The organism is Marinobacter salexigens, assembly GCF_018860765.1.
In the GTDB taxonomy this organism is placed as follows: Bacteria; Pseudomonadota; Gammaproteobacteria; order Pseudomonadales; family Oleiphilaceae; genus Marinobacter; species Marinobacter salexigens_A.
Map to the genome: position 1 here is coordinate 43,372 of NZ_JAHKPV010000017.1, position 14,036 is coordinate 57,407.

The window sequence follows — 14,036 nt, forward strand, 5'->3', positions numbered from 1 at the left end:
GAAGAGCAAACAATAACGGACGCCTACAAAACAAGCGTCCGTATACGGGAGAACGGATTCAAGTTAGAGCGCGTTTGCGGCTTCGATCACTTGCTCACCCAGTGGGCCGGCATTTTCGATGAAGCTCTTCAGCACAGGGCGAGTTGCCTCCTGCCACTTGGCGATATCTTCCGGGGTGAGATCAATCACGTTCATTTCTTTGCGGGCATCTGCAATGGCATCGGCTTCAAGCGACTGAATCTTGTCGCGCAGCTGCTTCTCCACCTTTGTGGCCGCGTTTTGCAGAATGGTCTGCTCTGTTTCCGTCAAACCCTGCCAGGTTTCCTCGTTAATGAGCGTCATGAACTCAATGTTGGCGTGGTTGGTTAGGGTGAGGTGATCCATAACCTGATAGAGTTTGCGTGGGCCTACTGCAGTAACACCGGTCATGCCTGCATCAACGGTTCCGCGCTGGTACGCCAGGAACTGCTCAGATCCTGCCATTACAGTAGGTGCAGCGCCTACAGATTTGGCGAACTCACCGAGGGTTTTACCGAATACACGTACCTTCATGCCTTTCATGTCGTCTGGCTGCTGAATGGGCTTTTTCTTGGAGAGCAGCGCCACACCGCCGTAGGCCTGCCACCACAAAGGGCGGGCACCGGTTTTGGTGATTTCATCATCAAGCAGGGTACGCACGGGGCTTCCGGGTTCGGTAGCTTTGACGACTTTCTCGTTTGTAGGGAACATGAAAGGTACATAGAATACATCGACTGCAGGGATGGTACCCGCCATCTGGGTAAGGCTGATTACGCCCATTTCAATGGCGCCAGAACTTACGGCGTTATGAACTTCTTTGTCTTTATAGAGCTGTGCAGCCGGGAAAATCTGGATTTTTATATCGCCATTACTGGTGCTTTCCACTTCGTTTTTGAAGTCGACAAGGTTCTGGCCTAGGTGATGCTTTAAGGGCAGTTGCAGCGTTACTTTCAGGGTGGTTGCTGCAAGTGCAGGCATGGCTGCGCCGAGGGTGCAGGCAAATACGCCTGAGTAAAGAAGGTGTTTTAATTTCATGATAGATCCTTATTGTTAGCTGTTTTTGGTTTTTTAGGGTGGCCTGTTCAACTGCGGCCGTCTTGCATCAATTCTTTTACGGACTGTGGGAGCGGGCGAGTGTCGTTGCGTTTTCCAGCTTTGCGAACCTGTCCGGGAAGGTCATGGTTAACGATTTCTTCGAGGCGCTGGGATTGTAACAACAAACCATCCAGATCTACGCCGCTATCCAACCCCATTTCACTGAGCATGTGCACCAGATCTTCTGTACAAATGTTGCCGGTCGCACCCGGGGCGAAGGGGCAACCTCCAAGCCCACCGAGCGACGCATCGAACTGGTCAACCCCGGCAACCAGCGCTGCATACACGTTCGCAAGCCCAAGGCCACGGGTGTTATGAAAGTGCAGTGTCAGCTCCAGTTCTGGCCAGCGTTTGCGAACTTCTTCGCACAGTGATTGCACCTGATTGGGTACCGCCATACCGGTTGTGTCGGCCAGAGTCAGGCTATGGAAGCCGCGCTCCAAGTAGGCATCAATAAAGCCCAGTATGCGTTGCTGTGACTGCTGGCCTTCAAACGGGCAGCCAAAGGTCGTTGCCAGAGAGCCGTTCAGCCGCATGGGGGCGCCCGATGCCATCTCCGCGATGTCTTTAAACTGCTGCAACGACTGATCACAGGTCATGCGCATATTCGCTAGGTTATGGCTTTCGCTGACCGACATGACCAAATTGATTTCGTCCACGCCAAGCTCCAGTGCTCTGGCGCAGCCTTTTTGATTGGGCACCAAGGCGACGTAGCGGGTTGGAGTATCCTTCCGGATACCCTGAAAAACCTCCGCGGCATCGCTGAGATTGGGCACCGCGCGGGGCGATACAAATGAGCTGACCTCAATCTTGTTCAGCCCCAGATCGCTTAGCGCGTTGATCAGTTCAATTTTTGTGCCTGTTGGTACGAACTCCGGTTCGCTCTGGAATCCGTCCCGAGTGACTACTTCGTTAACGAATACCCGCTTGGGCAGGTCGGCAGACATCAGATCACCTCCTTGGTTCTGAGGGCCTGAATATCGTCATCGGAATAACCAAGGCTGGCCAGTATTTCGCTGTTATGTTCGCCAAGGCTTGGGCCCACCCAGCGGGTTGCTCCGGGGGTGCCGCTCAGTTTTGGCACTATGCCCGGCAATGAAATTTCGCCACCACCGGGTAAAGGGCGTTCGACGATCATTTCTCTGGCGCGGAAATGGGGGTCCTCGAAAATTTCGGCTGCGGTGTTAATTCCGCTGGAGGGAACCGCTGCGTTTTCCAGAACGGCCAGAGCGTCTGCGAGGTTATGTTGGGAGGTCCAGGCTTCTATGGCTTCATCCAGCTCATCACTGCGCTTCGCGCGGCCATCGTTATGGGTCAGCTCGGGATCGTGCTCAAGGTCAGGGCGATCAATAGCGTTCATCAGTCGTTTGAAGATGCTGTCGCTATTGGCGGCAATAACGATGTATCGGTTGTCCCGGCTGCGATAGGTGCTGGAGGGTGCAATGCCGGGCATGCTGGCACCGGTACGTTCCCGAACAAAGCCAAACATGCCGTATTCCGGGATCAGACTTTCCATTACACCGAAAACTGCTTCATACAAAGCTACGTCGACGAATTGCCCCTTACCACCGTTAACCTTCAGGTGATGCATTGCCATCATTGCGCCGATCACGCCATACAGCGAGGCTAGGGTGTCGCCAATGCTTATGCCGGCGCGAACCGGGGGCCGGTCCGGATAGCCCGCAAGGTGGCGCATACCACCAATTGATTCTGCAATCGCTGCAAAGCCAGGGCGTGCCGCATAGGGGCCGTCCTGCCCGTAGCCTGATACGCGAATCATGATCAGTGCAGGATTAATTGCCGATAACTGCTCCCATCCGAGATTCCACTTTTCCAGTGTGCCAGGTCGAAAGTTTTCGATAACGATATCGCAGTCTTCAACCAGCTTGTGAATCACTGCCTGAGCTTCGGGATCTTTGAGGTTGAGCGTAAGAGATTTTTTGTTTCGGCTCTGGGCGTACCACCATAGCGAGGTGTCGTTGTGCATTTTGCGCCAACGCCGCAGAGGGTCGCCGGTACCCGGTGGCTCTACCTTTATGACATCTGCACCGAACTGGGCAAGGATGCTGGCGGCATAGGGGCCTGCTATAAGTGACCCCAGTTCCAGCACGCGAACGCCTTCAAGGGGTTGCGGTGTATTCTCCTGATCCCCTTGGCAGGAAGATTCCTTGGTCATGTTCATCTCACATTGAATGGCATTGTTATCGTGTTGTTTTACAAAATAATGAGCCGGGAGGGAGAAATAGCAAAATGGTTAAATGTGAGCCTGCCATCTCGAAATACGATGCCAAGATTATTAGCTTGGTGTCAGGTGTTCCAGCAAACGCAATGTTGCATGGGATAAGGGGTGTTGGTTGCTGGTGCATAGTTTAAGTTTTCGGCTTGCCCAGCTGTCATTAAGTGGGATGACCTTAACGCGATGGGTGGTCGCATAAGGCTGCGCGATGTCTTGAGGCATGATGCCAATCCCGAGATCCTGTTCAACCATGCGCAGCAACGCTTCGTAACTTGTTACCTGGATGCGCATGCGAAATGTCTTCTCAGCGGTAGCTGCGGCTTGCAATAACTTATTGTTGATGGCGCTGCCAGTGTGCAGGCCTACATAATCATATTGCAGGGTTTCGATGAAGCTCAGGCTCTCGGCTTGGTTGAGGGGGTGCTGGTTGGCGGTAATCAAGGCTAACCGGTCGGACTGATAAGGGTAAATGTTCAGGTTTTCCGTGTTGCCAAATACCTCGGTGAAAATGCCGATGTCTGCCTGATTTTGCGCTACCGTTTTAATGATTTCGGAACTGATGCATTCTTCCAATTGAATCTGGATAAAAGGATGTTGGTCCAGAAACGCCTTCAACTGGACGGGTAAGAATTGCGTGATGGCTGAAATATTGGCTACGACCCGAACTTCGCCCCGAATACCTTGAGAGTATTCGTGCATACGTGCATGAACCTCTTCAAGCTGATGCAGTACTCCTCGGGACAACTGTGCGAGAGCCATGCCCGCCTGAGTGCCCCCGACGCCTCGGTTGGTACGAACCAGCAACTGAGTGTTCAGGCTGGTCTCGAGTTCACTGATGCGTTTACTGATGGCTGAGGCAGCGATGAACTCTTGCTCAGCTACCGCAGCAATTGTGCCGGTTTCCAAAACGCGAACAAACAGCCGCAATGAAGTGGGGTCCAAATGCATACACATGCTCCAAGAAGGTTCGCCGTTGATTCTAGGAGTTTGAGCTGAAAAAGAAAGTGTAGGGTGGATCTGACGCCTCCGCGCATTAACGAGCCGGGTTGCTGCACCCACTAAGCATCCAATCCATTGAAGAGCCGTGCGAGCTTCCTGATTCCAACTCAGCGGTCGTTCGACTTGCCCGGCGCGTCAATTACCATTTCTGTGATTACACTCGCCACAGCGCATACGCTTGGACTATCCACGAAAAACTGGCGATCACTGGAGAGTGCTAAATATGTTAGAAACTCAACTCCAACCCTGCATACCAAGTACGCCCGGCAGCCGGCTCAAAATAGCGATCATTGCTGGCGTTGATCCGAACGTTGGCAAAATGATCTCTGTCCGTCAGGTTGCGAACGCCTGCAAAACCTTTGAGGAGAAGCTTTCTTCCTACGTAAAACGTATTCCCGCCACGCAGATTGGCCAACCAGTAGTCCTCAACTTTCACGCTGTTCGCATCATCCGCAAACATGCTTCCGACATGGCGGGTTTCCAACGTTACAAAGGTGCCGCCCAAGCCCTGCCACTGGAGCCGGTTTGACCAAAGTTGTTCTGGCAGTCCTGGCAGCCGGTTTTCATGATAATCGTTGCCGCCTGATGTGTACTCATCAAATGTGTAGTCCGCCAAGGTGAGGGCAGTTTCAAACCGCCAGCTTTGGTTAACCAGCCAGCCCGCAGTGGCTTCTATGCCTTTTCTCGTTGTGTCCCCAGCATTGCGGTAGAAGGTTCTGTCATCAGGCCCCGATAGTTGGTACGGAATCAACTCATCGCGAACATCTACCCAAAACAATGTGAGGTCGTAATCCATTCCGTAATCAAAGGCGCCACGCAGCCCTAGCTCATGGTTGAGGGACTTTTGCGGTTGGGTGTCAGGATTAAGCCCTCCCACGCCAGAGGGATTGGCAAATTCTGAGAAAGTTGGGGTCTCAAAGGCGGTACTGATATTTGTGAAAATTTGGTGATTTGGCAGGTAGCGATAGCTTAACCCTGCAGAGCCACTCCATTCCCTGAAGGTACGATCCCCACTTTGATCGTTATCAGCAAGAAACTCATCGGCAACATCCATGTGAATTCGATCGAATCGGCCGCCGATGGATAAAACCAGCTGGTCCGTTAAGTTCAAATCGCCCTGAGTGAAGGCGCTTAGGGAGGTGGCCGTTTGCAGTTCATCCGCGGTTAATCCCTGCAAATCGCCACCGAAACTCATTTGTGTACGAATGCGGTCATCCCTTTGTTCCCTTGCTTCCACACCCGCCACATATCTAAATGGCAGCCCTGCAACCGTGAATGACTGACGATAGTCTGCACTCGCCCCAAAATAGTCTCTGTTGTAGTCAATACGACTGGGCCCAGGAAAAGGAAGCTGCTGTTCGAAGTTGCGTCGGAGGTAATAAATTTTCCCACGCAGTTCCCCAGCGCCCGCTGAAAGATCCTGATACTGTAGGCCGATCACTTGCTGGTCGACGGCTTGGCCTGTGTCATATTGTTCGGTGAAGCGCCCAGCTTGAGTTCTGTCTTCAGCAACCTGCTCTGCGGTGAGGGCTCCCGGATCTTGTGAGCGTGGGTTATCAAGCAAGTTGATGATGGCCGTGAGGGAACGCTCCTTGTCCATTTGCCAGCGTAGCTTTGAATTGAAAAGGTATTTTTCGACTTCTGCCTGATCGCGGTAGCCTTCGTAATTTAAGGCCGAGAGGCTCACATTGTGTGACCAGTTACCATTGCTGCCACTGTTGTTGAATGAGAGTTTGCCGAAGCTGTTGCTTCCACCAGTCGCGCGAATTGAGGTCTGACCTGATTTGATTCGTCCATCTGCTGTGGTCACGCTGACAACACCACCCGCAGCATTGCCGTACAAAACGGAAGCCGGGCCCCGGATGACCTCTATGCGCTCGGCGCTGTCTAGATCAATAGCGTCTAACTGTGCTTGTCCGTCAGGTAAGGTGTAAGGGATACCATCGACAACAACCATTACGCCCCGAACGCCAAAGGGGGCCCGGGAACCAAAACCCCGTATGGCTACTCGCTCCCCCTGAGCGTAGTTTTCTTGGTTCTGCAGATAAATACCCGGTACCTGACTTAAGGTTTCATCGAGTTTCAACATGGGTTGGCCGTTTTTAATGGTTTCAGACCGTATAGCCGACATAGATACTGGGGTTTCGTAGAGTTCACGCTCTATAACGGGTGCTGTAACGGTGATAACCGAGCCAACTTGTGCAAAGGCCGAGAAGGGTATGGTTGTCAGGCCGATCAAGCAGACGATCGTCGATTTATTATTTTTCATAGCACTGACCTCAAGTGGTCTTTAACCCATTTGAATAGATGTAAGTAGAACCTCGATACATACTTTCAGTGAACACCCTTCGGCCTCAATGGGTCTTTTTGGTTGTAATTCCTCGGAATAAAGCGACCAAAGGAGTACGGCCAAAGTAGGTCTTAGTCCCAAAGTTCTGTTTGTCTCGCCTTCTAAATACGCATTAAAACGGCCCCCTCGGCCGATGTTCGACATTCCTCTGATAGCACAGCATGAGGTTCTTGCGCGAGGTCAGGTTAGCTGACCGAGTGTGCAGGAATTTCAAATGAACTGGGGGATTTATGAACAAAAATAGTTTTAAAAAGTCAGCTATGGTTTTGACATTAACGTCTGCCTTGGGCACGAGTATGGCGGCGAGTGCTGCGGTTGAATTGTATAACGCAGAAGGCACTTCATTTTCTGTAGACGGTTACTTCAATGCGTTTTACGTAAACCGTGAGGATGCGGTACTAGACACACGTGATACGCGAATAAAAATGGGTTTCCTGCCCAACACTATCGGCTTTAATTTCCGCAAGGAAATGGGCGATCTGGTGTTAGGCGGCCGATCGTCGTTCTGGACCAGTATCAACGACAGCCTTGATTCTCCAACTGATACGGCTATTGATGTTCGCCAATTTTACGCGACGGTGGATGGGGCATTTGGGCAGGTCCTGATTGGTAAAGATTTCGGCCTTTTTGCTCGCTCGAATATCTTCCTTGATGAAATCCTGATGGGCTTTGGCTCTCCGGGCGCCGCGGGTGGTGTGTCCTTTGGCAATATTCGCGCAGGCTACCCATACCCAACGCCTTCCGCCCAGATAACCTATCGTTCGCCAGACCTTAGTGGGTTCAAGATTGCCGTAGGTGCTCTGGACCCGGCTGACACGGTAACTGGTGCAGGTGATGAGAACTCGGCACCGCGGATAGAATCAGAGATTACCTACACAGTTGACCTCGACGGTGTAGTGCTAACCGGTTGGCTGAATGGCCGGTATCAGTCCTCAAGCAACGGAAACACCACCATTGATAGTTCCGGCGTGGGATATGGCGTAAAAGGCTCAGTTGCCGGTTTTTCTATCGCTGCCTCGGGGTTCGATTCTAAAGCTAATAGTCCGGTACTGGTCGTGAATGAAGCGCTAACGGAAGACCGTGCAGACGGATATTTGATTCAGGCTTCTTATGCTTTCGGTCCAAACAAGATTGTGTTGTCCCACGGAAAAACCGACGCAGAAATCCTAAATCTGAAAACCGAAAGCAATACGTTTGGCTTCTTCCATGATGTGAACAGCAACTTCAAGTTGGTTGCTGAATACAACATGTACGAGGATAAAAACCGAACATCTGGCGTGCTCAGCACCGACACAGACACAATTGCTATGGGTGCTATTGTTATCTTTTGATTTTATGCGATTTCGGCAGGTTAAGCGGGCGGCACAGCAGCGTGTGTACTGCCCGCTGATCAAGACTTCTAATACCAAAGTACTGGCTTTTGCCCATGCCTAGCAATCGCGCCTTTCGGATTCTGTTTAATATTTTATTAAACATAGGGTTACAGTGATTTCTTTGAGTCAATCAAAAGCACTGAAGTCGCATTGGCGTGTTATCTGGATACCGTAAAATTTAGAGACAGCTATTCCCAGTGGAACCAACCTTTATGACGTCAGTATCAACCCCGCCTGCGGTGCAAGTGGCGAGTTCCGGCATCCGAGACCCGGGCTTAGCCGCACGGGATCTAGCCAGTCAACTACTGCACGAACACTTGGGGTACGTGCTGTTCTTTTGCTCTGCGGAGTATGACCTCACATTGCTCGGTTTGGCTCTGGAACGAGAGTTTGCGGGTGTTGGGCTTTCAGGGTGTACGTCTGCAGGTGAGATCACCGCACAGGGATATGACCGAGGCTGCATTACAGCCATCGGATTTGATCGCCGATATTTCGCGATTGAGAGCGCACTGATCGGGGAAATGGATCGATTTACCTTGAGGGATGCCCAGAGTGTCATTGATGAACTACTTTCTGGATGCCGAGACCGGAAGCTTGCCCCGATAAAAGGAAACACCTTTGCACTAACGCTATTGGATGGGCTTTCAAGCCGTGAGGAATTAGTGCTGGCAGCTTTGAACTCAGTGCTTGGCAGCATTCCTCAATTCGGCGGTTCAGCGGGTGATGATGAACATCTAGCAGATACCTATGTATTTCACCGGGGGCGCTTTCATACCGGAGCAGCAACCGTATTGTTGATTAATACGCCTTTGGATTTCCGGGTGTTTACAACCCACCATTTGATTGAAGGTAACGAAAAACTTGTTGTAACCCATGCCTGTGCAGATACCCGCACCGTTTACGAACTCAACGCCGAGCCCGCCGCAGAGGCCTATGCCCGGGCGGTTGGGACTTCAGTTGAAGCACTGAGCCGGGAGGTTTTTGCACTGCAGCCATTGGGCGTAAAGATTGGCAGCAATTACTTTGTTCGCTCAATCCAACGGGTTAACCCCGATAAAAGCCTGACCTTCTATTGCGCCGTGGAAACGGGAATTGTGATGACAGCTATGGGGCAAGGCTCGCTGCTAGGAGCCGTGCGGGATCAACTGGAAGACTCCGAGCGGGTTGTGGGTAAACCCTTGGTGACTATCGGATGTGATTGCTTTTTGCGCAGATTGGAGTCAGAGCTGACTGGTGAATCAGTGGCGGTATCCGGCTTTTTACGCCGCCATAAAGTGGTTGGATTTAATACCTACGGTGAGCAGTACAACGGAATGCACATCAATCAGACATTTACGGGGGTGGTCATTGGTCAACCCGAAAGCTAGTGCCAACGAACACGTGTTTGTAGCTTCAAGCAAGGAAGCCTGTCTGGCGGCGGAGACCCTGCAGCAACAGGTTGAACGGTTAGAGGCGGACAATGAACGTTTGCGAAAAATCAGGGACGCTCTGATCGTTCGGGTTGAATCGGGATCTGCGTATAAACCTGAGCCCTATGCGGCGTTTGAGCATTCTGTGGTGCTGGCGGAACAGGTTCGTGAACGTACCGAAGCCCTAACCCATGCCCGCGAAGAGGCGGAAACCACTCGTCAACGCCTGAGTGATGCCATAGAGAGTATTGCCGATGGCTTTGTGCTTTTTGATCACGAGCATCGTTTGATTCAAAGTAACAGCCGTTTTCGAAGCTATTGGCGTCAGGCGGGAGTGGCGATGCCGTCGCCCGGCACTCCTATTAGCGATGTTCGCGCGCGTGCCCTGAATTCCGGAATGATCCTCGAGGAACACAGTGAGCCAGACTCTGAGGGCGAGGTGTTTTTGCTCAAGAATGAGCGCTGGGTACAAATGACCGAACGCCCCACCCGTGAGGGCGGTCTGGTTGTACTTTATTCGGACATTACCGACGTGAAGAACAGCGAAATGGCGCGCCGCCTGAGTGCACTGGAGGAAAGCGAACGCTGGATTCGGGTTGTGACCGATCATGTACCGGCACTTATCGCCTATGTGGGGGCAGACAAGAGCATTCAGTTTTGCAATCAGGTTTATGCCGCTTGGTACGGGCGCGGTGGCGAATCGCCTTTGGGCAAGCGCTTAAGCGATATCCATAATCCCGAGCTGTATGAGCGGCTGCAGCCGCACATAGAAAGTGTGATGTCTGGAAACAGCGTCACTTTTGAATTTGAAGAGTTCGGCGAGCAAGGCCAGGAGCGCTATATGCTTCGCTCATACGTGCCTAATTTTGGTGAGCAGGGTGAGGTTGCCGGCTTTTTTGTTCTCATCAGGGATATCAGCGATCGACGTAAAGCTGCCGAGGCCCTTGAGCGAGCCTATGATGAACTGGAATGTCGGGTAACAGAACGCACCTTGGCGCTGACTGATGCAAACACTCAGTTGCGCCAGGAGATCACTGAGCGTAATGCCGCCGAGGCACGCCTGCGGGATGCGAAACTGGAGGCTGAACGTGCCAACCTTTCCAAGACAAAATTCCTGGCAGCCGTGAGCCACGATCTGTTGCAACCTCTGAATGCTGCAAGGCTATTCACCAGCGCATTACAGGCGCACTCCTTTGGCCCAAGAGCCGAAGATCTGGTTCATTCGGTTAGTGCATCGCTGGATGATGTCGAGGGCCTACTGGGTACGCTGGTCGACATATCCAAGCTGGATGCGGGGGTTATCAAGCCAGATGTGACTGCGTTTGATCTGCGGGATCTTCTCATTAATATCGCGCGGGAATTTAGGCAGCTGGCGAATGCAGAGGGGCTGCAATTCGACTTTGTGGGAAGCTCCGCCATAGTAGAGTCGGATTCCCAGTTACTGGCACGGATTCTTCGTAATTTCCTCACTAATGCAATCCGCTACACAGGAGAAGGTCGTGTGTTGCTTGGCTGTCGCAGGGAAACCGGTTCCGTGGTGTTGCAGGTTTGGGATACAGGACCGGGTATTCCGCAGAATAAGCTGGTCGAGATATTTCAGGAATTTAAACGTGTGCATCCAACGAACTCCCAGACGGATAAGGGCCTTGGTCTGGGCTTGGCGATAGTCGATAAGATTTCTCGAATACTGAACCATGAGGTCAATGTGTCTTCTGAGGAAAGTAAGGGCTCCGTTTTCAGTGTTCGTGTACCTTTAGCCACACACACGCCCAATACAGCCCTCGTGAAGCGGGATGCCATAACTCATATTGGTCAGGAACTGAATGGATGTAGGCTATGGGTTATCGACAATGATTCTGCCATTTGCCACGGCATGAAGGTGGTGCTGGAAACCTGGGGTTGCTCGGTTATTACGGCAGTGTCTATGGCAGATCTGGAACGCCAACTGGACCCATCAGAAGAGCCAGTAGATGTAATACTGGCAGACTATCATTTGGATAACGATGAGAACGGTGTTGATACGGTGGCCGCTATCAATGGGAGTCGGCGCACGCCCGTGCCGGTTGTGATGATCACCGCCAACTACACCCATGAACTGAAACACCACATCCGCGAGCTGGGTTATGTGTTGATGAATAAGCCCGTCAAGCCACTCAAGCTTCGCAGTGCTTTGAATCACATACTACGAAGCGGCTGAGCTGTGAGTGCAGCCACTAGCGTTTCAGGTAGTGGCTGAAATCGACATCGCCTGCCGAAAGAATGGCCTGCACTCGGTTGTGTACACCCAGCTTTCGCAGTATTGCAGATACGTGGGCTTTAACCGTTGTTTCAGCAATATTGAGGTTGTAGGCAATTTGCTTGTTGGATTCGCCTTTCGCCATACGCTCCAGCACAAGAAGTTGACGCCGCGTGAGGGAGTTCAGCATTTCTGCAGAAACCGGGTTGTCGTCATTGCGGCTGCGCCGGTTGCTGTCACTTTCTTTACCTGTACGAATGATATCCGACGGTAAATAGACATTCCCGTTGAGAATCTGCTGAATCGCTTTGGTCATCTCTTGCCGGGGCGACGACTTGGTAATAAAACCTACCGCGCCGTAAGTGATGGCCTGTAAAACCACCTGCTTATCTTCCTCTGCTGAGACAATAACCACTGGAATGGTTGGGGCTTCGTTTCGCAAAGTCATCAACCCGTTAAGCCCGTTCATGCCCGGCATGTTCAAATCCAGAAGAATCAGGTCCAGATCATCGTTCTCGCGAGTCACTGAAAGGGCGCTGTCCAGATCATCGGTTTGAAAAACCTCGCTACCTTCAACGCCAGACACAATAACGCTGCTTATAGCCTCGCGGAAGAGAGGGTGGTCGTCAGCGATCAGGATTTTATAAGTCGGCTCCATTAACGTGCCTGCCTGTTGGTCGTCAGTGGCGGAAGTGGTTTCCGGATTATGATAGCTGGTTTCGTCTGCAAATACGGTGCTGGCTTGGTTAAGCATGGCGAGGCCCCTGATTTTTGTTGTAGTTGTGCCATTACACGCCACTGTCGCTAGGAGTTGAATGCGACCATTGCATCAAAAATTAGAGACTAAAGTACTATTTTTGACTTTTGTCAGAGATGAATCTTCAGAACTCCGGTGGGACAGGGGTAATGACCTGCACGGGGAGATCAGAATTCTCCCAGGAATCTATGCCGTCTTTATACCAGTACAGGTTGGTGAAACCAGCCAGATGCAAGCGCCGGGTTGCGTTCCAAGAGAGCCAACAGTCGGATTTGCACATCACTACAACAGGATGGTTCTGGTTGTTGGTTGTAAGTTTGAGTGCATTTTTAACAAGATAGTTCTGCCAGAGCTGGCTTAGTTCGCCGCGCCCGGTATTCGGCAGCCAGAAAGCACCAGGCACGGATGTATGAGGTTTTGTCTCGATGAATAGTCCGGCTCTGTATTCGGAGTTGATTACATCAATCACTACTGGGCGAGGGCTTGATTTTAGTAGCGCTTGAAGTTTTTTTGTGTCGATTGTTTCGGCGCCGGGGGCCGTGTCCGGCGTGGGGCTTCGGTAACGTTCGATCCGGTAGCCTTCCGAAGAAAAATGAGAGGTGGATGCCAGCACAGGCAGGGCAAAAACAAGCATGAGTAAACACAGAGCTTTCATCTTGATGTTCCAGTGGCTTCACGAAGTATAAGTGCCAAACTACGTGAGCCTCAAAAGAGGGTAAATATTCGAAAAGTCGTAAATGAACAGTACTAAGTAGACAGTACTAAAGAACCATTTAGCCTGAACGGGGGCGGGGTAGGATAAAAGCATCTTTTCTTTAGCCGGGTCTGAATTACGCCGGGCGTTTAGAGGTAATGCCCCATGAAGGTCGTACTTGCGGATGGTCAACGGTTGGTAAGGGATGCCACAGCCTGCCTGCTCAGGAGTACTATGCCGGGCATTATCGTTATGACTGCCGAAAGTGGAGCCCAAGCAATCAATGAGTACGCTGATCATGCGCCAGATGTTCTTATTACGGAGATGTTGCTTCCCGACTATTCCGGTCTGGAGCTCTGCAGGCGCATCCACCAGAGATGGCGCAGAGCCAATGTTCTGTTTTTGACCTCCATGGAAGACGCCGGCCTTGTTAAGCAGGCTCTTGGGCTCGGGGCCCAGGGCTACATATCGAAAAACTGCAGTTGTACGGAACTGACAAAAGCCATAGAAAAAGCCGCGTGTGGGGAAGTGTACCTTGAACATGATTTGGCCACCCAGATGGCCATGGTGCAGTCGGGTCGTAATTGCCTTAAAAACACTGTTGGTAACAAACTAACAGAGATGACGCAGCGCGAACTGGAGGTACTGATTCTTACCGCACGCGGGGTGCCCAATAAAACCATTGCCGAGCGCTTGAATATCAGTGTGAAGACCGTTGCCAACCATCTGTCAGCCCTAAAAAACAAGCTGGAAATTTCATCCTCGCTTGGCCTGTTACACTTTGCCGTGGATTCGGGGCTGGTCGAGGTTGGAGCAGCGGGTAGCGAAAGCCCTGCCTGCTTTAACTGATTCCTGCTGGGCATCCTTTC

11 protein-coding genes are annotated in these 14,036 nt (G+C 51.7%); 4 read left to right on the top strand and 7 right to left on the bottom strand.

Features of this window, described 5'->3' with window-relative positions:
* Positions 1 to 63: 63 nt before the first annotated feature.
* The 5 genes from KO508_RS09245 to KO508_RS09265 all read right to left on the bottom strand — a co-directional run bounded on the left by KO508_RS09245 (position 64) and on the right by KO508_RS09265 (position 6,617).
* Positions 64 to 1,053, bottom strand: a complete 990-nt coding sequence (locus KO508_RS09245) for a TRAP transporter substrate-binding protein (protein WP_216008040.1) — start codon at positions 1,051 to 1,053, stop codon at positions 64 to 66.
* A gap of 47 nt (positions 1,054 to 1,100) precedes the next feature.
* On the bottom strand, positions 1,101 to 2,048 hold the full coding sequence (locus tag KO508_RS09250) for a hydroxymethylglutaryl-CoA lyase (protein WP_252738040.1): 948 nt from the start codon (positions 2,046 to 2,048) through the stop codon (positions 1,101 to 1,103).
* Positions 2,049 to 2,059: 11 nt separating this feature from the next.
* Positions 2,060 to 3,289 (bottom strand): CaiB/BaiF CoA transferase family protein, encoded by a 1,230-nt coding sequence (locus tag KO508_RS09255; RefSeq protein WP_216008042.1) that lies wholly within the window; start codon positions 3,287 to 3,289, stop codon positions 2,060 to 2,062.
* 120 nt (positions 3,290 to 3,409) lie between these two features.
* Positions 3,410 to 4,297, bottom strand: coding sequence for a LysR family transcriptional regulator (locus KO508_RS09260; RefSeq protein ID WP_216008043.1), 888 nt, complete (start codon positions 4,295 to 4,297; stop codon positions 3,410 to 3,412).
* Positions 4,298 to 4,574: 277 nt separating this feature from the next.
* Positions 4,575 to 6,617 (bottom strand): TonB-dependent receptor family protein, encoded by a 2,043-nt coding sequence (locus tag KO508_RS09265; RefSeq protein WP_216008044.1) that lies wholly within the window; start codon positions 6,615 to 6,617, stop codon positions 4,575 to 4,577.
* 311 nt (positions 6,618 to 6,928) lie between these two features.
* Between KO508_RS09265 and KO508_RS09270 the strand changes: the two genes are divergently transcribed.
* The 3 genes from KO508_RS09270 to KO508_RS09280 all read left to right on the top strand — a co-directional run bounded on the left by KO508_RS09270 (position 6,929) and on the right by KO508_RS09280 (position 11,677).
* A complete protein-coding gene (locus tag KO508_RS09270) occupies positions 6,929 to 8,029 on the top strand; it encodes a porin (RefSeq protein WP_216008045.1) in 1,101 nt (366 codons plus the stop codon).
* A 254-nt stretch (positions 8,030 to 8,283) separates the two neighbouring features.
* Positions 8,284 to 9,438, top strand: coding sequence for a nitric oxide-sensing protein NosP (nosP, locus tag KO508_RS09275; protein ID WP_216008046.1), 1,155 nt, complete (start codon positions 8,284 to 8,286; stop codon positions 9,436 to 9,438).
* 58 nt (positions 9,439 to 9,496) lie between these two features.
* Complete coding sequence (locus tag KO508_RS09280; RefSeq protein WP_436836617.1) at positions 9,497 to 11,677, top strand: NahK/ErcS family hybrid sensor histidine kinase/response regulator; 2,181 nt, start codon at positions 9,497 to 9,499, stop codon at positions 11,675 to 11,677.
* A gap of 16 nt (positions 11,678 to 11,693) precedes the next feature.
* On the opposite strand, the gene KO508_RS09285 is transcribed toward KO508_RS09280, so the two are convergent.
* Positions 11,694 to 12,374 (bottom strand): response regulator transcription factor, encoded by a 681-nt coding sequence (locus KO508_RS09285; RefSeq protein ID WP_252738041.1) that lies wholly within the window; start codon positions 12,372 to 12,374, stop codon positions 11,694 to 11,696.
* A 223-nt stretch (positions 12,375 to 12,597) separates the two neighbouring features.
* Positions 12,598 to 13,128, bottom strand: coding sequence for a rhodanese-like domain-containing protein (locus KO508_RS09290; protein WP_216008048.1), 531 nt, complete (start codon positions 13,126 to 13,128; stop codon positions 12,598 to 12,600).
* Between the two features lie 204 nt (positions 13,129 to 13,332).
* On the opposite strand from KO508_RS09290, the gene KO508_RS09295 reads away from it, so the two are divergent.
* Positions 13,333 to 14,016, top strand: coding sequence for a response regulator transcription factor (locus tag KO508_RS09295; RefSeq protein WP_216008049.1), 684 nt, complete (start codon positions 13,333 to 13,335; stop codon positions 14,014 to 14,016).
* Positions 14,017 to 14,036: the final 20 nt, after the last annotated feature.